This window comes from Sorangium sp. So ce693 (assembly GCF_051521375.1).
Taxonomy (GTDB): Bacteria; Myxococcota_A; Polyangia; order Polyangiales; family Polyangiaceae; genus Sorangium; species Sorangium atrum.
The window spans coordinates 10,539,228-10,558,014 of sequence record NZ_CP150347.1; the positions used below are offsets into that span (position 1 = coordinate 10,539,228).

The 18,787-nt window shown below is 73.0% G+C and carries 13 protein-coding genes; 6 read left to right on the plus strand and 7 right to left on the minus strand.

Annotation, left to right across the window (positions count from 1 at the left end):
- Positions 1-4 precede the first annotated feature (4 nt).
- Entirely contained in the window at positions 5-1,195 is a 1,191-nt protein-coding gene (gene kbl / locus WMF14_RS39250; RefSeq protein WP_437794873.1) for a glycine C-acetyltransferase, read from the minus strand.
- Positions 1,196-1,478: 283 nt separating this feature from the next.
- Between kbl and WMF14_RS39255 the strand changes: the two genes are divergently transcribed.
- Together WMF14_RS39255 and WMF14_RS39260 are read left to right on the plus strand one after the other, a co-directional pair.
- Positions 1,479-2,543: a hypothetical protein gene (locus WMF14_RS39255; RefSeq protein WP_437794875.1), complete on the plus strand. Its 1,065-nt coding sequence runs from the start codon at positions 1,479-1,481 to the stop codon at positions 2,541-2,543.
- Between the two features lie 32 nt (positions 2,544-2,575).
- Positions 2,576-3,988: a DUF4331 domain-containing protein gene (locus WMF14_RS39260; protein WP_437794878.1), complete on the plus strand. Its 1,413-nt coding sequence runs from the start codon at positions 2,576-2,578 to the stop codon at positions 3,986-3,988.
- Positions 3,989-4,052: 64 nt separating this feature from the next.
- Here the strand turns inward: WMF14_RS39260 and WMF14_RS39265 are convergent, their stop codons facing one another.
- Together WMF14_RS39265 and WMF14_RS39270 are read right to left on the minus strand one after the other, a co-directional pair.
- Positions 4,053-5,078 (minus strand): hypothetical protein, encoded by a 1,026-nt coding sequence (locus WMF14_RS39265; protein WP_437794880.1) that lies wholly within the window; start codon positions 5,076-5,078, stop codon positions 4,053-4,055.
- A 426-nt stretch (positions 5,079-5,504) separates the two neighbouring features.
- Positions 5,505-5,963: a hypothetical protein gene (locus tag WMF14_RS39270; RefSeq protein ID WP_437325108.1), complete on the minus strand. Its 459-nt coding sequence runs from the start codon at positions 5,961-5,963 to the stop codon at positions 5,505-5,507.
- A 14-nt stretch (positions 5,964-5,977) separates the two neighbouring features.
- Between WMF14_RS39270 and WMF14_RS39275 the strand changes: the two genes are divergently transcribed.
- Positions 5,978-7,042: an endonuclease/exonuclease/phosphatase family protein gene (locus tag WMF14_RS39275; protein WP_437794882.1), complete on the plus strand. Its 1,065-nt coding sequence runs from the start codon at positions 5,978-5,980 to the stop codon at positions 7,040-7,042.
- A 43-nt stretch (positions 7,043-7,085) separates the two neighbouring features.
- On the opposite strand, the gene WMF14_RS39280 is transcribed toward WMF14_RS39275, so the two are convergent.
- The 3 genes from WMF14_RS39280 to WMF14_RS39290 form a co-directional block, all read right to left on the minus strand.
- Positions 7,086-7,799, minus strand: coding sequence for a hypothetical protein (locus WMF14_RS39280; RefSeq protein ID WP_437794885.1), 714 nt, complete (start codon positions 7,797-7,799; stop codon positions 7,086-7,088).
- Positions 7,800-7,988: 189 nt separating this feature from the next.
- Positions 7,989-9,026 (minus strand): polysaccharide deacetylase family protein, encoded by a 1,038-nt coding sequence (locus WMF14_RS39285; RefSeq protein WP_437794888.1) that lies wholly within the window; start codon positions 9,024-9,026, stop codon positions 7,989-7,991.
- 1,092 nt (positions 9,027-10,118) lie between these two features.
- On the minus strand, positions 10,119-10,859 hold the full coding sequence (locus WMF14_RS39290) for a ComF family protein (RefSeq protein WP_272102807.1): 741 nt from the start codon (positions 10,857-10,859) through the stop codon (positions 10,119-10,121).
- A 153-nt stretch (positions 10,860-11,012) separates the two neighbouring features.
- Between WMF14_RS39290 and WMF14_RS39295 the strand changes: the two genes are divergently transcribed.
- The 3 genes from WMF14_RS39295 to WMF14_RS39305 all read left to right on the plus strand — a co-directional run bounded on the left by WMF14_RS39295 (position 11,013) and on the right by WMF14_RS39305 (position 16,535).
- Entirely contained in the window at positions 11,013-13,985 is a 2,973-nt protein-coding gene (locus tag WMF14_RS39295; protein ID WP_437794891.1) for a GYF domain-containing protein, read from the plus strand.
- Entirely contained in the window at positions 13,976-14,824 is an 849-nt protein-coding gene (locus WMF14_RS39300; RefSeq protein ID WP_437794893.1) for a hypothetical protein, read from the plus strand. The genes WMF14_RS39295 and WMF14_RS39300 overlap by 10 nt, the downstream gene beginning before the upstream one ends.
- A 241-nt stretch (positions 14,825-15,065) precedes the next feature.
- A complete protein-coding gene (locus WMF14_RS39305; RefSeq protein WP_437794895.1) occupies positions 15,066-16,535 on the plus strand; it encodes an alginate export family protein in 1,470 nt (489 codons plus the stop codon).
- A 151-nt stretch (positions 16,536-16,686) separates the two neighbouring features.
- Here the strand turns inward: WMF14_RS39305 and ftsH are convergent, their stop codons facing one another.
- Positions 16,687-18,633, minus strand: a complete 1,947-nt coding sequence (ftsH, locus tag WMF14_RS39310; protein WP_437525817.1) for an ATP-dependent zinc metalloprotease FtsH — start codon at positions 18,631-18,633, stop codon at positions 16,687-16,689.
- Positions 18,634-18,787: the final 154 nt, after the last annotated feature.

Here is an 18,787-nt window from a genome sequence, read left to right on the forward strand (position 1 = left end):
CCGCTCAGGCGACGACGCCGAGGCGCCCGCCGACCCGCCGGAAGGCGTCGATCGCCTGATCGACGTGCTCGGGCTCGTGCGCGGCCGAGAGCTGCACCCGGATGCGGGCCTGGCCCTTCGGCACGACGGGGTACGAGAAGCCGATCACATAGATGCCCTCGGCGAGCAGCGCCTTCGCCATCTCGTTCGCGAGCTGCGCCTCGCCCAGCATGATGGGCACGATCGGGTGGGGGCCGGGCTTGATGGTGAAGCCGGCCTGCGTCATCCCCTGCCGGAACCGGCGCGCGTTCTCCATCACCCGCATGCGCAGCGAGGGCTCCGCGTCGATGAGGTCGAAGACGGCGATCGAGGCGCCGGCGATGGCCGGGGCGAGCGTGTTGGAGAACAGGTACGGCCGCGATCGCTGCCGGAGCAGGTCGACGATCGGCTGCCGGCCGGTCGTGAAGCCGCCGCTCGCCCCGCCCAGCGCCTTGCCCAGGGTGGAGGTGATCACGTCGACGCGGTGCATGACCCCGCAGAGCTCCGCGGTCCCGCGGCCCGTCGGCCCGATGAACCCGGTCGCGTGCGAGTCGTCGACCATCACCATCGCGCGGTACTTGTCGGCGAGATCGCAGATGGTATCGAGCTTGGCCAGGTACCCGTCCATCGAGAACACGCCGTCGGTGGCGATGAGCCGGAGCCGCTTGCCGGCCGTCGCGCGGAGGATGTCCTCGAGGGCGGCCATGTCCCCGTTCGGGTAGCGGTGCCGCTCGGCCTTGCAGAGGCGGATACCGTCGATGATCGACGCGTGGTTCAGCGCGTCCGAGATGACGGCGTCCTCCTCGCCGAGGAGCGTCTCGAAGAGGCCGCCGTTCGCGTCGAAGCACGACGAGTAGAGGATGGCGTCCTCGGTGCCGAAGAAGCGGGCGATCCGGGACTCCAGCCGCCGGTGGAGGTCCTGCGTGCCGCAGATGAAGCGCACGCTGGAGAGGCCGAAGCCGTGCGTGTCGATTGCCTCCTTCGCCGCCGCGATGACCGCCGGGTGCGACGACAGGCCAAGGTAGTTGTTCGCGCAGAAGTTGAGGACCCCGGCGCCACCTTCGGTCCGGATCACCGGCCCCTGCGGCGTCGCGAGGATCCGCTCTTCCTTGTAGAGACCCGCCGCACGGATGTCCTCCAACGCCCGTACGTACAGTGACCGAGCGACATCGAACATGACTTCGTTATAAAACGGGGCAGTCAGCGGGTCGACGGGGGAACGGCGTCCGGGCGGCGGCGCTGCTCATGGGCCTGAGCGCCGGCAGGCGACCCCGGACACGAGAGGCAGGGTGCACGCGGCTTTGTCGCGCGCAGCCCGGCCGGGGCCTACTCGATCCGGGAGCCCCGTGGCAGAACGGGCAGCGTCCAGCGCCGCGCGATCGCCGTGCGGCTCGCGTCGCGTGCGCCAGGGCGCGCCGCGCGAGCCGAGCGCACGAACGGCGCCCTCGGGAGGAGCAGGCATGACGGAAGCCAGGGGGGACTTCCGGCGAAGCGCCGGTGTGCTGTGCGCTGTCGCGTCGCTCGCGGCCGCCGCGAGCAACCCGGGCTGCAGCCGCGCGGAGGATCCGCCCGGACGGACCAGCGCGAGCTCCACCGGAGGTGCGCCAGGCACAACTGCGGCGAGCGGTACGGGAGGCGGGGGCGGCGCGGGGGGTGATGCTCCCTATGCGGTCTCGCCGCTCGTCCCGGCGATCGCGTTCGACGCGACGCCGGATACCGGCGGGGCTTACGTGTACTTCACAGGCCTCGGCGCGGACGGCAGGGCCGGCGTCTTCAGGATCGGCGCGCAAGGCGGCGCCGGAGCCGCCGAGATCGCGGCCGGGCCGCCGCTCGTCGCGCCGCTCGGGATCGCGACGAGCGCGGACGGCGGTCGCCTCTTCGTGGCCGACCCAGGCGCGGGCGGCCCGGCGCTCGACGACGCGGGCGCCCTCTTCGCGATCGACCTGCCCGACGGCGCGGTCGCCCCGATCGACGGCGGCGAGGGGCTGCAGGCGCGCGGCCTCGAGGTCGCCCGCGGCGCGGACAACGAGGAGCGGATCATCTTCTCGGGGCGCGATCGCGACGACGGCCAGCCCGGCGTGTTCTCGCTGCCGGCGCGCGGCGGCGAGGTGTCGGCGCTCGCCAAGGGGAGCCCGCTGGTCGACCCGAGCGGGATCGCGGTCGCCGGCCCGGGCGACATCTTCGTTTGCGACACCCTCGCGAGCCCCGACAAGACGGCGACCATCTTCAGGATCGAGGACGGCTTCGTGAGCCCGTTCGCGACCGGGCTCCACGTCGGTTATCCGTGCGGCATCGCGCTGACGCGCGACGACGCGGCGCTGCTCGTGCTCACGCGCGACCCGACCCGAGGCGCCGACGAGGTCGTATGGATCGAGGTGGCGTCCGGGGCGCGGTCGGCGACGGCCGCCGGCGCGCCTGGCCACGACGAGCCCGGGGGGCTGCACCGGGCGAGGGGCGCCGACGTCTTCGCGTTCGTCGATCACAGCGCCCAGGAGCAAGGCTCGGTGTTCCTGCTCAGGCAATGAGCCTCAGAGGAGCGATGGAAGGACCCGCACGCATGATCCACCGACCGTCGCGCGCCGTCGCCGTCTTCACGGCGACCGTCGCGCTCAGCGCGCCCGGCCTCGCCGCGGCGTCGAGCCACCGCGAGGCGCCGGCCATCGCGAGGGATCCGGCCGCCGACAACACCGACCTGTACGCGTGGGTGGAAGGCGGCAACCTCGTGATCCTCGCGAGCTACATTCCGCTCGAGGAGCCCGCCAGCGGGCCGAACTTCCACGGCTTCTCGGACGACGTGCTCTACGAGGTGCACGTCGCGCGCGGGCCGTCGAGCCTCGAGGACGCGCTGACCTATCAGTTCCGGTTCTCGACGAGGCCGTACCCGGCGGCGGATCCGGCGGGGATCACGCCGGCGCCGAGCGGCGGCAACGAGTTCTTCTCGCAGCTCGCCGGCGGGGAGCAGACGTACACCGTGACGAAGATCGAGGGCGGAGCGTCGGCTGTGCTCCTGAGGGACGCCCCGGTCGCGCCGCCGAACATCGGGAGGAGGACGAACCAGCTCGCCTACCGGATCACGGGCGGCGGTTACCCGGCCTTCGCGACGTCCTCGAAGTTCCTCAAGCAGATGGCGGGCGGCGCGGGGCGCGCCTGGGCCGGGCCGCGCGACGACGGGTACTACGCGGATCTCGGCCGCGCGTCCGATCTGGCGGGGCTGTGCCCGCTCCTCGCGGCGCCGAACCCGTCGTGCACCGCGCGCGACAACCTCGCCGGCTTCAACGTCCACACGCTCGCGCTCGAGATCCCGCTCGCCGCGGTCAACGGCGGCGCGGAGCCGACGCCGGGGCCGAGCGACCGGCAGACGCTCGGCATCTGGGCCTCCGCGAGCCGCCGCAAGGTGCGGATCCTGCGCGCGAACGGCAAGGAAGACGGCCTCGGTCCCTGGGTCCAGGTCTCGCGTGTCGGCCTGCCGCTGATCAACACCTGGATCATCGGCCTGCAGGACAAGGACAAGTACAACCGCGCGCACCCGCGCGACGATCTCGCCAACTTCGGGGCCTATTTCCTGAACCCGATCCTGGTGCGCGACGCCGAGTTCGCCGGGCTCTACCAGGCAGGCCAGCCGCTCGCGGCCTTCGATCCCGAGGCGCTGAAGCAGGGCCGGTCCGACCTCATCGACACCTTCAACCTGAAGCCCGCGAGCCTCGGAGGGCACAACCTGGAGACCTTCGGCGACGTGCTCCGGATCGATCTGGGCATGCCGTCGGGCTTCCCGAACGGCCGGGCGCTGGTCCCCGGCGCGGATCACGAGCAGACCGACGTCACCGACGCGGTGCTCACGCTCATGCTGACCGGCGCGCTCGGCACGACGGCGGGGGACGGCGTCGCCGCGAACGACGCGCGCTTCCTCCCGGCCTTCCCTTACCTCGCGACGGCCTGGGAGGGCGCGACCCAGGGCCACTTCCGGCCCTGAGCCGCCCGACGTGGCGCCGCGCGCGGAGCTCGCCTGTCACGGCGCCGCGCGCGGAGCTCGCCTGTCACGGCGCCGCGCATCGCATCCCGCACGCGCCGCCTGCGGCGGCCCCGCGCCCTCGTCGAACGCACGCGGAGCGGCACTCGCCGTCGCGCGTGCAGGCCTCGCCCTCGGCCTTCGGCGCCGCGCAGCGCCCGTCCACGCACCGCGCGCCGGCCGCGCAGAGCCCGCCGATGCAGGCGGCGCCGGCGGGGGGCAGCGCCGCCTCGCTGCAGCGCGCGTCGACGCAGCGGCGGCCCCGCCCGCAGGCCGCGTGGGCCTCGCAGCGGCCGCCGAGCGGGACGTCATCCGCGCACGCGCGGCCGGCGCAGTGGCCGCGGCACTCGGGGTGCGCCTCGGCGTAGCGCGTCTGCCGGGTGACCGCGGCCAGCGCGTCGACCGAGAGGCCGCAGGGCCCCACGGCGCGCGGGGCGCGGCAGGTGCCCGCGTCGGTGGGGCCGGCGCCATCGCAGCGCAGCCCGCCCGCGCACTCGAGCGACGACCGGCACCGGGCCCCCTCGTCGAGCGCGCCCCGCACGATCCCCTCGCACGCGGGCGGGACCGGGGCGGCGAGCGGAGAGACCCAGTCGCACCCGTCGAGCGACCGTTCCATCGCCTCGACACAGCGGCCCACCTCGTCGGTCGACAGCGTCACCGCGCGCGTGCGCACCGCGAGGCTCAGCGCGCGCGCACACTCGGCGGCGGCGTGGAAGCCCGCAGCGCCGCCGCAGCACGCCGCCTTGCGCCGCGCGGGCAACGCGTGAAGCGCGTCGCACAGCCGGGCCGCGAGCGGCTCCGGCGCGCCCTCGGCCTTCCCGTAGACGGGGGTGATCTCGTCGCCCGGCGGGTTATCCGCAGGCCACGTCGGCGAGGGCGCCGCGGCCGCGTCCGCCTCCGGCGAGGGCGCCGCGGTCGCGCCCGCATCCGGTGAGGACGCCGCGGTCGCCTCCGCCTCCGGCGAGGTGCGGCGAGCACACGCGGCGCAGAGGTGCAGGATCAGCGTCGCGGCGCAGAGCCGCTGCAGGCGGTCGCCATCCGTCTGGACAGGCAATGCGATCTCCTCCGCGCTGCGCGCTGCTGGTCGATCGATCGAACGATGCGCTGGAGCGGCGAGCTTGCCGGCGCAGACCGGCGAGGCAAGCTCTTTTGCGATCGGATCGAGCCTGTGACGCCCCCGAGAGAGCCGCGGCGCGCCCAGGGCGGAGCGCCAGCGCGAGGCGAGGTCAGCGCTCCGATGCTGCGACGAGCGGCTCGCGGGACGAGGACGACGCGCTCGCGCTCGGGGCGCTCAGCGACGCCGCCCTCGAGCTCGGTGCCTTCCAGGTCGCGGCCCAAGCGGCGCAGCGGATGGTCGACGAGCGGCCCGGCGCGCTGACGGTTCGTGCGAGGAGCGGCGCGCGAGGCGCGCTGGGGGCGAGCACGCGAGGCGTGCCTTGGTGGTGAGAGCTCGCGAGTCCGGCCGAGCGGCGACTCGATGTCAGGTGTCGTATTTCACCGTCGACGGGACCACCATCGGTGGAGGGGCGATCGCGGGTTGCGACGGCGCTGGGGCGGACTCATCGGCAGGGAGCGAGCCTGGCTGGCTCTTCGGTGGCTGGCCGTGGAGCTCCCGCAGCCGGGCGGGCGCGGGCTCGATCGCTGTCGGGGCCTCTTCTCCTCCCGCCTCGACCTCCGCTGTGGGGGGCACGCTCACGGCGGGCGGCGGCGGGACGAACATCCTCGGCACCTGGATGGAGCGGGCGATCGACGCGACCTCCGGGAAGCTCGTGGCCATCCGCTCGACAAACGCCGCACGGGCCGCATCATCGGGGGCGCTCGCCGAGGCCTTCGCGACCCGCAGCGCCGACCAGAGCTCATAATACCAGGCGGAGAGGGAGGCATGCGCTTCCAGCAGGTCACGAATGGTATCCTCGGAAACGATGATGTTCTTGCCCATGGGCGAGAGGATACATGACCGAGCGACGCCTCCCACCTCGTTCGAGCGGCCCAACACCGGCGGAGCAGGCGCCGGACCCGACCTCGGCGCGCGCGGCGCCCGGCGCTCTACGCGGCCCCGGGACACCGGGCGACGGCGGTACGCCGCTCAGGATCGTCACCTATAACGTCCGCTACTTCGGGCACGGCACGCGGGGCATCGCCTCGACAAGCGCCGCCATCACCCGGATCGCGACGACGCTCGCGCGGATGTCCCCGCTGCCCGATCTCGTGTGCCTCCAGGAGGTCGAGACCCAGTCGCTGAGGTCCTCGACGATGAACCCGCGGTGGCACCCGGAGGAGACACAGCTCGATCGCCTGATGACCGAGCTGCACGCGGCGCTGGCGCAGGCAGAGCGGCGCGAGCGCTACGTCGCCTACTACTTCCCCGCGCACGCCTACAGGCTTACCTCGCGGACGAACATCTACACGACCGGGCTCGCGGTGCTCGCGCGCGACACATTCCACATCGGACACCACAACGCGGAGCGCCCGCACGACATCACCCATCGGCGGGGGGTCAAGAGCCTGAAGCAGACGCGCATCTGCGCGCACGTGTCGTTCGAGCACGAGAGCGGGCTGAGCTTCGATGTGTTCAACACCCACCTCAGCCTGCCGAGCGTGTTCTCGCGGGAGTTCTGGACCGGCGAGGCGCGGATGGGGTTCGGGCCGAATCAGATCGAGGAGGCGAGGGTGCTCGCCGATTTCGTCCACCGCGAGCGCCGGAGCGACAACTTCGTGGTGGTCGGCGACTTCAACTCGCTGCCAGGCTCGCCGGTGGATCGCTTCCTGCGCGAGGAGATCGGCTTCGTGGACGCGTTCGCCAAGGTCCGATGCCTCTCCGAGACCGAGGCGCGCGCATTCCCGACGGCCGGCTTCATGAACCTCCGCATGCACCTCGACCACGTCTACTCGTCCGAGCGCCTCGAGTGGCTGGACTTCACGGGCACGCACCCGTTCGGGCACAAGGGCGCGTTCGCAGGGCTGTCCGATCACGTCCCCCTGATCGCGCGCTGCCGCCTGCCAGGCGCCGCCGGCTGACCGCCGCGCCGCGCAGGAGCCCTGGGCGCGGCGCGCCGGCCGCTCACCCCGGCAGCCAGAGCAGGTCGTCCATGATGGGCTCGAGACACGCGGAGATCTGGGGGCCCAGATCACCGCCGCAGGCGAGCTTGCCGAAGCAGGCGCGGACCGCGTGCCGACCGCGGCTGTTCATCGCGCCGATCGCCCGCTCGAGCTGCGGGCCGAGGCCTTCCTCCAGGCTCTGCCGGCAGGTGTCGTAGTCGAGGTCTCCGCACCCCGCGAGGCGGCCGCAGAGGACGGCCATGTACGGCGCCAGATCGGCGCGCGGGAGCGTGGTGGCCGTCATGGCCTCGGAGCCGCAGCGGCTCACCTCCTCCGCATAGGCGGCGGTGAAGGGATCGCCATCGAAGCGCCGCAGCGCTGCCAGCGAGCACTCCGAGGTCGCGCGGAGCATCTTCGGCGAGGCCATCGTCGTCATCTGCGTGCACTGGTCGAACTTCGGCCAGCCCTTCGCCTGATCGGTGGCCCGCTGGTAGAGCTCCTCGAGGTACACGCACCAGGCGCGCTGGGCCTCGCGCTGCTCGCGCAGCTCGACGCTCGCCCCCTGCGCGCCCTGCCCATCGGATGATGCCTGCGCGGGCCGCGCGGGCGCCTTCACGGAGGCGGCGGGCGTCGACGCGCCGCCGCATCCCGACGCGAGGGCCGCGGAGATCAGCGAGGCCGCGCCGAGCATCGAGGCGGCGGCGCGGAAGCTGCGTTCATGGATTGTGCCTTTCACGGGAGCCCCCCTTCGTCGAACAGGCTGCGCAGCAGCTTTCGTGGCCCATCGAGGCCATGCGCGTGCAGAACCGGACCAGCGACGTGCACGTGCACAGCCCAGGCCACACGCGCGCCGGCCGAGGCGGCGTCGAGCGAGCGGAGGCGCTCCGGCTGCGCGGCGGCGGACCGGCGCGCGGTCTTTGCTCGATCAGCGGCTGGCCCGAGAGCCGGGCCGCTGGCCGATGAGCAGCTTGAGCTTGAAGAGCGCGCCGATCTGCCCGCGGTCCATGGCGATGCGCGGGAAGTTCAGGGGGTCGAAGGACGAGAGCATGCAAAGGCCGGAGTTGTTGGTGAAGCCGATCTCGAAGCCCGCCTCCTTCACGGCGCGATGGAAGGCGCCGCACAGGCTGTATCCGACGGGGTACGCGACCGCGTACACGGCCTCGTTCAGGGCGTCGGAGAGCACGCGGCGGGAGCGCGCGAGATCGCGAGTGGCCTCTTCGGGCGAGAGCGTCTGGAGGACACGATGGCTGTGCGAGTGCGACTGCACGTCCATGCCCGCCCGCCGCAGCGCCCCGATGTGGTTCCAGTCCATGATCGTCCTGGTCGCGAGCGCGCGCTCCTCGCCGAGGTCGATCGACACCCCCGTGGCGCGCTCGATCTCGTCCCAGAGGCGCCCGATGTCGACCCCGGAGGTGTGCTTGATGGTCTGGCAGACGAGCATCGCCGCGGCGATCGGGTCGCGCAGCGGCTCGAGCACGAGCGTCGCTGGGTAGGCGATCTCGACGCGCGCCCGGCGGCACCGGTGCATGAGGAGCGCGACGCGATCCCACCAGAAGAGGCGGCCCCTGTCGGGGTACTCGGTGGCGATGAAGAACGTGGCCGTGACCCCGGCGCGCTCGAGGAGGGGCAACGCGACGTCGTGGTTGTCACGGTAGCCGTCGTCGAACGCGACCATGACGGGGTTCGGCGGGAGCTTCCGGCCCTTCGCGAGGAGCCGCACATCCCGGAGGGACACCACGGTGCCGTGCGTCTTGATGACCGCGAGCTGCTCCTCGAACTCGCGCGCGCTCACCTCGGCGACCCCTGGATCGAGCTCGTCCACGTCCGAGACTTCCGCGATGCGGTGGTAGGTGAACACGGAGAGCACGGGCAGCCGAAGCTTCGCGCGCAGCCAGAGGAAGCGATCCAGGAGCCCGAGGGTGTCGAGCACCCCGGCGGCCAGCACACGACGGCCGCGCGGCAACCTCCTGCGAATCCACGTCAGTGGATGTGCGACGACGTACACGCATGTATTCCAGCACACAATCAGCGTTCGTGCTTGCTCTCGCGGCCGGCTCCGACGGCGAAGCTCCTGCGCGTCCGGCGGGCGGGCCGCCGACCGGGGAATCCGGTGCGGCAGCGATCCCGCTAAAGTGGCGCCCGATGTTCTTGACGGACAAGGAGGTATCCCAACCTGGGTCGGACGTGCCTCAACCTGCGGATGTGCCTCAACCTGCGGATGTGCCTCAACCTGGGTCGGCCAGCGTGAAGGTGCCTCGACCCGGGTCGGCCAGCGTGGACGTACCTCAACCTCAACCTGGGTCGGGCGTGCCTCAACCTGGGTCGGCCGGCGTGGACGTACCTCAACCTCAACCTGGGTCGGGCGTGCCTCAACCTGGGTCGGACGAGGGCCCCCCGTCGAAGCCGCCCTCGCCTCAACCTGGTTCGGTCTCGCCCCAAGCCGGTTCAGCCGAGGCCCCTCTGTCGAAGCCGCTCTCGCCGCTCGGCACCGCCGCGGTTGCGCTCGCGACTGCAACCATCCTGTTTGCGCTGGGGGTCTACACCGTCGAGACGAGCCTGCCCCAATTGGCGGCACACGGCCGAGCGTCTCGACCGGCGACCGTGGTCGCCGGCAGTCCTGTAAGCATCACCGCTGTGGCTTCAAAGCAAGCGGCCGTCCCCGCGCAGCTGGCAGCCGCGCCCCCGGCGAGCGCGACCGACGCCACCGCGCAGCCGACGCCGACCGCATCCCCGACACCACGTGCTGAGGCCGCGGCACCTCCAGCATTGCCAGCCGCCGAGGCCGCGGCACCTCCAGCACTACCCGCTATCGAAACGGCAACCCTTCAACAGCAGACATCCGTCGACGCTGCAGCGACGACTCTGCCAACCCCGCGAAAGGGCCACGGCCTGCTCAAGATCAGCTCCTCCCGGAACGCGACCGTCTACGTGACGGGCGTGCCGGTAGGGCCCAGCGATCGACCCGTCGAGGTACGCTGCGGGCGCTTTTTCGTTCGACTGGGCGAGCCGACGCGCGACGGCACGCGGTGGCTCACCGAAGGCAGGACCGTCCGCGTCAAGTGCGGTGAGCTGACGGAGGTGAGCTTCTGAGCTCGCCCGCCCCGCTCTCGGCCGTCGCGAGGACGAGGTAGATCACCGAAGCTGCGCCCGCGCCAAGGAGCGCATCTCGACACGCGGCGAGCGTGGCCCCCGTGGTGGCCACGTCATCGATGAGCGCGACCCTCCGGCGCTGGACGCGCTCTGGCGCGCGCACGCGAAACGCACCCGCGACGTTCTGCAGGCGGACGTCGCGCGGGAGCTGCGCCTGCTGCGCGGTGGGACGGACACGGCAGAGGGCCCGCGGGGCGAAGGACACCGCGAGTCCGTCAGCGACGTGCGCGGCCAGCAGGGCCGCCTGGTTGTACCCGCGCTCGGCGAGACGGCGCGGATGCAGCGGCACCGGGACAACCAGATCGACGCGCACCTCCGCGTCGCGCGCCGCGCAGAGCATCAACCGGCCGAGCGGGCGCGCGAGATCGGGGCGATCTCCATACTTGAAGCGCCGGATCCCCTCCGCGACCGCCCCTCCAAACGGAGCGAACGCGACGAGAGGCGTCCCCGCCGCGGCGCGCGTGCCCGCCCCCCCTCGCGGGGCCCCACCTGCGTAGGGCAGGGAGGTCTGCGCGCAACCGGCGCAGAATACCGAGGCATCGTCGATCGGGGTGTCACAGCCCGCACAGGCCGGCGGGCTGAGCGTGCGCGCAGCGGCGGCGAGCACGGAGCGGACTGCGGCGACGAGGGCGCGGGAAGGGCTCATGAGCGACCAGCGCGATCTTCGTCGTGAGTGGACGTGCGGTTGCGTGGGCGCACGAAAGAAGATCTCTTTGCAAACGACGCGCGGTACGATCGCGATCGTCGTGGTTCACGTCCTGAAATTCCGGCGCTCTACCAGCTGGCGGAGGGGCCCCCGTTGAGCGCGTGGAGATGGACGGATGAGCGCGGCGTCCAGCGGAGCCTGAGCACCGCCGAGCTGCGCAGCGCGCTGTCTGCCGGGATCATTCCAGGCTCCACGCTCGTCTGGCGCAAGGGCATGGACGCCTGGGCGCCCGCGTCCAGGCAGCCTGAGCTCGCCGATGCCGCCCAGCTCCGGCGCAAGCCCGAGGCGCGCACCGCCGCGCCCGAGAGGCCAGCCGCCGGGGCCGAAGAGGCCGCTCGCGAGGACGGGGCGGCGCTGGAGATCGAGCTCATCGAGGATCTGGGTCCGGCGCCCGCGCGCAGCGGCCAGCCCATCGGTCCGGCGCCCGCGGAGAGGTCCGCGAACGGGCGGAAGCCGGCGGCGCAGCACGCGACCCGGGCGACCACGCGACCGCAGCCGCCTCCCCCGCCGCCGCGCAAGCGCGAGTCCATGCGGACGCTCACGGGCGTCGAGGCGCCGGCAGACGCGCCGGCCAGCGGACAGAACGCGCCGATCGTCGTGCCGGCCGCGGGCGGAACGTTCGATGCGGGGGTCGCCCGCGCGATCACCCAGCTGCCCCGTTACGACGGTCCCTCGCCCGGAGACCAGGGAACGACCGAGATCCCGCGCGCGCCCAAGCTCCCTTCGGGGGCGGAGGAACCCGAGGAGAGCTCGGCGGGTCAGCGCCCTGCCGCAGACGCAGGCAGCGCCGCGGGCGATGCCGGCGCGACGGCGGACGGCGATCCGCCGGCGCCGCCGAGGCGCGCGGCGGGCGCGGCTGCGCCCAGCAGGCCGGGGGCAGCTGCGCCCAGCAGGCCGGGGGCAGCGCCGAGGGCCGCGGGCGGTATGACGTCGCGCGCGGAGGGCAGACCACCCCGGCCCCCGCCTCTCCCCCTCGATCGCGACGCGGCGCTGACGGGCGCTGCGCCGCAGAACGATGGGCGCGGCGGAGCGACGACCGGCGCCGATCAAGGCGCCGGCAAGCCCCTCTCGGCGACACCACCGGCGCCCTCGAGCCCCGGCCGCGCCACGAAGCGCCCCGCGCCCACGGGGAAGCGCTCCGTGCCGCCACCTCCAGTTCCGGTCCGGTTCCCCGCCGTCGCCGCGAAGCGGCCTGCGGGCCCGCGCGCGCCTGACGCACCGGATCAGACGGCGGCCGGCGCAAAGGCCCTCGTCCGTCTCGGAGCGCTCCCCGCGCCGCCGCCGCGCCCCCCCGCGGACGCGGCCCGCGCCACGCCCTTGGCAGCAGCGCCCCCCTCGCCGTCGGCCTCGCTGGCAGCGCCGACCTTGCCCCTCGCCGCGCCGGCCCCACCGGCCGACGCTGCGCCTGTCACGGGCGCCGTCCCCACGGCGATGGCGTCGCCAGGATCGCGCCCTGCGAGCCCAGCGACGTCCACCGACGGTCCCTCGTCCCGCAGCGCCGAGGACGCGCCCGCCGGCGACGGCCGCGAGCCCGCGGCGAGCCGCGATCGCGGCGACGCCCCGGAGCCCTCCACCACGGTGCTGCACCGCGAGACCCCGGAGCTCCCCGGGCCGCCCGTGCCCAGCGAGACGAAGCGCTCTCCTCTGGCTGCCGAGGCGCCGATGGGGCGCCGCGAGTACGCGACGATCCCGTCGGTCGGCGTCGGATCGAGCGCGTCGCAGGGGCACTCGGCGATGCGCTCGTGGCCAGGGCTGCCGGGGCTGCCGAACCCGCAGCGCAGCTCGGCGGCCGCCGACGCGCTCCAGGCCTCGGGCCAGCGCTCGGATCGCGGCTCCGTCCCTGGATCGGGCAACGGCCCGCCAGCGCTCAACCCGCGCGCGCTCGCGGCGCGACGCGGCGACGGCAAGGGGCTCTCTGCAGCCGTGACCGTGCCGGTCTCGTCGCTCATCGGCCTCTGCGGGGCGGCGCTGCTCATGAGCGTCGTCGCCTTCTTCGCGGGCCGCCGCTCCGTCATGACCGCGCGGCAGCCGGTCGGGACGGCGCGCACGGCGCTCGGCGCAGCGCAGGACGCCGCGCGCTCGGCGATCCCCGTCCCGCCGAAGCCCTGCTGGGTGGCGCGTCAGCCCCAGCCATGGGCGCCGCTCGTTGCGAAGAGCATCCCCTTCGAGGTCACGGCAACGAAGGGCGGCAAGCTCGTGGTGGGGTACGCGAAGAGCCCCATGGAGGCCGTCGGCCTCGAGATCGATCCCGCGACCGGGGAGCGGAGCGAGCGGTTCTCGAACCGGGAGGCCGCCGACATCGTGAGCATCTCGCCGGTCGAGGAGCGCTTCACCGTCCTCACGGCCGCGCAGCAGGCCATCCGCTCCCCCGTCAGCGTGCCGGGGCCGAGGTCGTTCGTCGTCGGTCTGGCGAACGGCGCTCTGGTGGCGGCCGATGCCCCCGACGCCGCCCCCTCCCCGCTCTGGCCGGTGCAAGGTGATGAGCCGCTCGAGGCGCCGCGCGCGCTCGCGGCCGGCTCCGGCGGCTACGCCGTCGCGTTCCGCCGCGAGAAGGCCGTGTGGGCAGGCTGGCTCGACGCCGAGCGCAAGCCCGTCGGCGAGCTCACCCGGGTGACCGGCTCCGGAGGCTCGATCGGCAAGCCATCGCTCGGATGGAACGAGCGCGCGCTCGCCGTCGTCTTTGCCGATCGGCCAGCGGATGGGCGATGGGAGATCCGCGCCGGGCAGGCCGCTCCCGGGTCCATCCCCAGGTCGACCCAGGTGATCCCGCTCCCTTCCGGCGGCCCCGGGGGCGACGCCTTCGCGCCGGATATCGCGGGGCTCGGCGATGGACGCTGGCTCCTCGTGTGGACCGAAGGCCCTCCGGGGAGCCGCGCCATGCGCGCGCAGACCCTGGCCGCCGACTTCTCCCCGATCGGGGATCCGATCGCGCTCTCGCCGCCGGCCGGCAACTTCGGGCAAGGCGTGCTCGGCGTGTCGTCGCGCTCCGGTTACGTGGGCGTGGTGTTCCTCTCGAAGCCTGCCGCGAGCTACGAGCTCTGGGGGGTCATCCTCCAATGTGGATGACAAGGCCGCCGGAGCGCGCGAGCCGGCTCCGCGCGGCGGCGCTCGCGCTGCTGCTGGTCGCGCCGCCCGCGCCCTTGCTCGCCGCGTGCACCGCGCAGGTCTCGCTGCTCGATCAGGGGCGGGCCCTGCGCACGGGCAAGCAGCCCTACGACGAGTTCTTCGAGGCCGCCCGGGCGCTCCGCGACGAGTCGCTGAAGGCCGAGGAGCTCTCGAACGCGGCGCCGGCCGAGCTCTCGCGCGCGCTGGGGCTCGATCCGAGATCGGACCGCAAGGCGGCGCTCGAAGCGGCGCGCGCGCGCGCCGCGGAGCTCCGCGCGGCGGGCGTGCTGCTCCAGGTCGAGCTCGTGCCAGAAGCGCGGATCGTGAGCGCCCGAGGCGGGCGCGCGCTGGACGCGGAGGACAGGGACACCATCGCTGCGTTCGAGGCGTCCTTGAAGAGCTCCCTCGCGACGTCGAAGCAGCTCGGCGAGCTCTCGAACCGCGCCGCGGAGCTCGAGAAGAAGCGGGCGTCGCTGGCGGCCGCATGGGCCGAGGCGCTCGCGGACGATCCGCAGCGCCGCGAGGTGAAGCACGAGCTCGAGGCGGCCGAGCGCGTGATCGCTGAAGCGGGCGCGGCCGCGGATCGACACGCCGGCAGGGCGTCGAAGCTCGCGCTCGATCTGGTGCTCGCCGTCGATTCGGGCGACGCTCCGGCGCGGCGGGGCGCGGCGAGCCGACCGCCGCCGAGGCAGCCCGCCGCGAGCGTGAAGTCGCCGCCGCGGGGCGGGAGCAGCGCAGGGGCCGCCCCGAAGCCACCCAAGCCGCCGGTGTCGCGCGGCGAGGACGATTTCGATCCCTGACGTCGGCGGCCAGGCGCATGGCGCTTGGCGCTTGGCGCACGCCGCATGGCGCGCGGCACGCCAGCTGTCCCCGTCGGACGCCGGGGCCGTCGGGAAGGAGCGGAGCCGCTTCCCCACTTGTCCGACGCGCATCGGGACGCCTATCCTCCGCGAGCGATCCAGGAGCGCCGCCCGCCCGAACGCCGCGGTCCTGGCCGCACCTCTGCAGTCCGACGACCCCGCGCACCGGCCCTCTTCGCTGATGATCCGATCCCTGCCGTTCGCCTCCATCGCTCTGGGATCGGCGCTCCTCGCGCTCACGTTCGCGCCCCGAAGGGCGGCGGCGCAGGCGTCGCCGCAGTCGGAGGGCCTGGCCGTCGGCGGGTTCACGTTCCGCCCCTCGGTGGAGCTCCGGCTCCGCGGAGAGTTCCGCCGGTACCCGGTCGACACGGGCGGCGACGTCTACAGCTCGAACGCGGTGCTCGCCGAGGGCTTCGGAGGCGCGCTGCCGCCGCTCAGCGACACCGGCAACGTCGTCAAGACGCAGTGGTTCTTCGCCCAGCGCGCGCGCCTCGGGCTGACCGTCGAGCGCGGCCCCGTCACGGGCGTCGTCACGCTGCAGGACGCGCGGCTCTGGGGGAACGACGACGCGATCTTCGTCGGGCCGGGCGAGCCGGCCCTCCCGGAGACGGCGCCCTACGAGGCGTACATCGATCTGCACACACGCTCGGGACGCCGCGCCTTCGTCCGGCTGGGCCGGCAGCGGATCGCGTGGGGCGATGGCCGCCTGGTCGGAGCGGACGACGAGACGCTCACCGGGCGATCGCTCGATGCGGTGCGCGCAGGGCTGCAGCTCGGCAACGTCGACATCGAGGCGATGGCCGTGCTCCTCGCTGCGCCGGGAGGCGCTCCGCCCGAGGTGGCAGGGACGCGCAAGCCCATCGCCGCCGGGACAGGGGCCCAGCTCTACGGCCTGAACGCGATCTGGCGGGTCGCTCCCCTGCTCCACCTCGAGGCCACGGCGCTCGCGCGCATCACCCGGGAGCCGCGCCCGACCTGGCTGACGCCCGGCGACACCGTCGTCCTCGACGCGCGCGTCTCCGGCGACCGCCGGGGCTTTCGCTACGCGATCGAGGGGGCGTACGAGCTCGGCCGCGTGGCCACGTTCGCGGCCGACCGCGCTCTCGGCGCGTTCGCGGCCGCAGCGCGGGCAGAGCTCGAGACGGCGCTCCCCGCGCACCTCACCTTCAGCGCCCGCGGCGCCTACGCGACGGGCGACGATGGCGCGCTCGAGGTGGGCGAGGCGCAGCGCCGCTTCGATCCGATCCTGCCCGACGCGCAGGACAACCACGGCCCCATGGGGCTCTACGCGTGGTCCAACGTGATCGAGGGGGGCGGAAGCGTCCGCGCCTCGCCCTTCGAGCCGCTGACCGTCTCCGCCGGATACACGTTCGTCGGCCTCGCCTCTCCAACAGGCAGGTGGGTGACGGCGCGCCTCCTCCCCGTCGGCGCCGCCAGCGACAACGAGAGCCGGACGCTGGGCCACGAGATCGATCTCTCGCTCGCCTTGCAGCCATGGGAGCCGCTGCGGCTCGCGCTCGGCTACGGCCTGTTCATCTTCGGTGACGGCGCCAAGGCGATCTTCACGAGCGCGAACCGCGCGCACGACGACGGCCGCCCGGCCGATCTGCAGCAGTGGGCGTTCCTGCAGGCAACGCTGACCGCCCCCTGAGGCGATCCGGGGAGCGCGCCGGCCGCGCGCGTCGCTCTTCTGATGGGGCAGGGAATCGAGGGGACTCGGGGCGCCGCGCCATCCCGCGCGGCGCCGCAAGTGCGTTGGGGGTGCCGCCCGAGGCGTCGGGCGCCACCCCTGCGCTCCGGGATCAGGTGCTCGGGGCGGGCTTCGGGGTGCCGAAGATGCTGGCCGCGCGGCGCTTCTCCTTGGCGGCGCGATCCCGATCGCTGTAGCTCGGGATCACGACGCGCTGGCGCTGCGGCAGCTCGCGGCCCCCGACGATGGCGTCGACCTCCTCGGCGTCCAGCGTCTCGCGCTCGAGGAGCGCCGTGGCGAGCCGCTCGAGGATCTCGCGGTTGTCCGTGAGGAGCTGCCGCGCCTCGGCGTGGGCGTCGAGGATGAACCGCCGCACCTCGTCGTCGATCTGGTTGGCGATCGTCTCCGAGTAGTCGCGGCGCCGGCTCGTGAAATCGCGCCCGAGGAACACGCTCTCCTCGTCCGCGCCGTACGAGATCGGCCCGATCACGTCGCTCATGCCGAACTCGGTCACCATGCGCCGCGCGAGGTTCGACGCCTGCTTGATGTCGTTGCCCGCGCCCGTCGTGAACTGGCCGAACACGATCTCCTCCGCCACCCGGCCGCCCATCAGCACGGACAGCCGCGCCTTGGCGAAGTCGCGCGACATGCTGAGCCGGTCCTCCTTCGGCAGCTGCTGCGTGAGGCCGAGCGCCGGGCCGCGCGGGATGATCGTCACCTTGTGGACCGGATCCGAGAACTTCTCCAGGAGCTTCGCGACGAGCGCGTGCCCGGCCTCGTGGTAGGCCGTGGTCCGCTTCTCCTCGTCGCTGATGACCATGCTGCGGCGCTCGGCGCCCATCAGCACCTTGTCCTTGGCCATCTCGAAGTCGGCCATCGAGACGACGTCCTTGTCCTGACGCGCCGCGAGGAGGGCCGCCTCGTTGACAAGGTTCTCGATGTCGGCACCGACGAACCCGGGCGTGCCCCGCGCCAGGATCTCCATGTCGACATCCGGACCGAGCGGGACCTTCTTCGTGTGCACCCGGAGGATGCCCTCGCGGCCGCGCACGTCGGGGCGGTTCACGACGATGCGCCGGTCGAAGCGGCCAGGCCGCAGGATCGCAGGGTCGAGGACGTCGGGGCGGTTCGTCGCGGCGACGATGATCACGCCCTCGTTCGACTCGAAGCCGTCCATCTCGACGAGCAGCTGGTTCAACGTCTGCTCGCGCTCGTCATGACCGCCGCCGAGCCCCGCGCCGCGGTGGCGGCCGACCGCGTCGATCTCATCGATGAAGATGATGCACGGCGCGTGCTTCTTGCCCTGCTCGAACAGGTCGCGCACCCGGCTCGCGCCGACGCCGACGAACATCTCGACGAAATCTGAGCCGGAGATCGAGAAGAACGGCACGCCCGCCTCGCCGGCGATCGCGCGCGCGAGGAGCGTCTTGCCCGTCCCGGGGGGGCCCATCATCAGGACGCCCTTGGGGATCCGGCCGCCGAGCTTCTGGAACTTCTTCGGGTCCTTGAGGAACGCGATGATCTCCTCGAGCTCGTCCTTCGCCTCGTCGATGCCCGCGACGTCGGCGAACGTCACCTTGTTCTGCGCCTCGCTGAGCAGCCGCGCGCGCGACTTGCCGAAGCTCATCGCCTTGCCGCCGCCGGCCTGGAGCTGGCGCATGAACAGATAGAACATCACGAGCAGGAAGACCGTCGGCAGGAGGTACATGATCGCCCCCGGCCAGAACGGCGACGTCTCTTCCTTCTCGAAGAACACCGCGACCTTGTTGTCGACGATCGTCTTCGTGATCTCGTCGGCGTTGTCAGGCCCGATCGTGACCTTCTTCGTCTTCGTCCCGCTCTTCGGGTCCTTGACCCAGAAGGTGTACTCGCGGTCCTTGATCGTGACCGACTCGACGTGCGGATCCTTGTCCTTGGCCTCGACCTGGACCTGGGCCATGAACTCGCTGAACGCGACTTGTGTGGCGGGCCGGGAATCCGGGCTCAAGAACTGCCAGATCGCCAAGAACATCATGATCAGCAGAACCCAGAGCAGCAGCGTCTTGTGCGATTGCTTCACGAGGACCCTCTAAGCTCGCGGCGGCGAGCCGGCGTGTACTGAAATTGTACGCGTGTTCCAGTCAGCATGCCACCCGTCGGCTCGGTCGTCGACCGCAGGTCTCCACCGTGGTGACGCAGCGAAAAAAGGGGACTCGACAGGGGCCGCGGGTGGG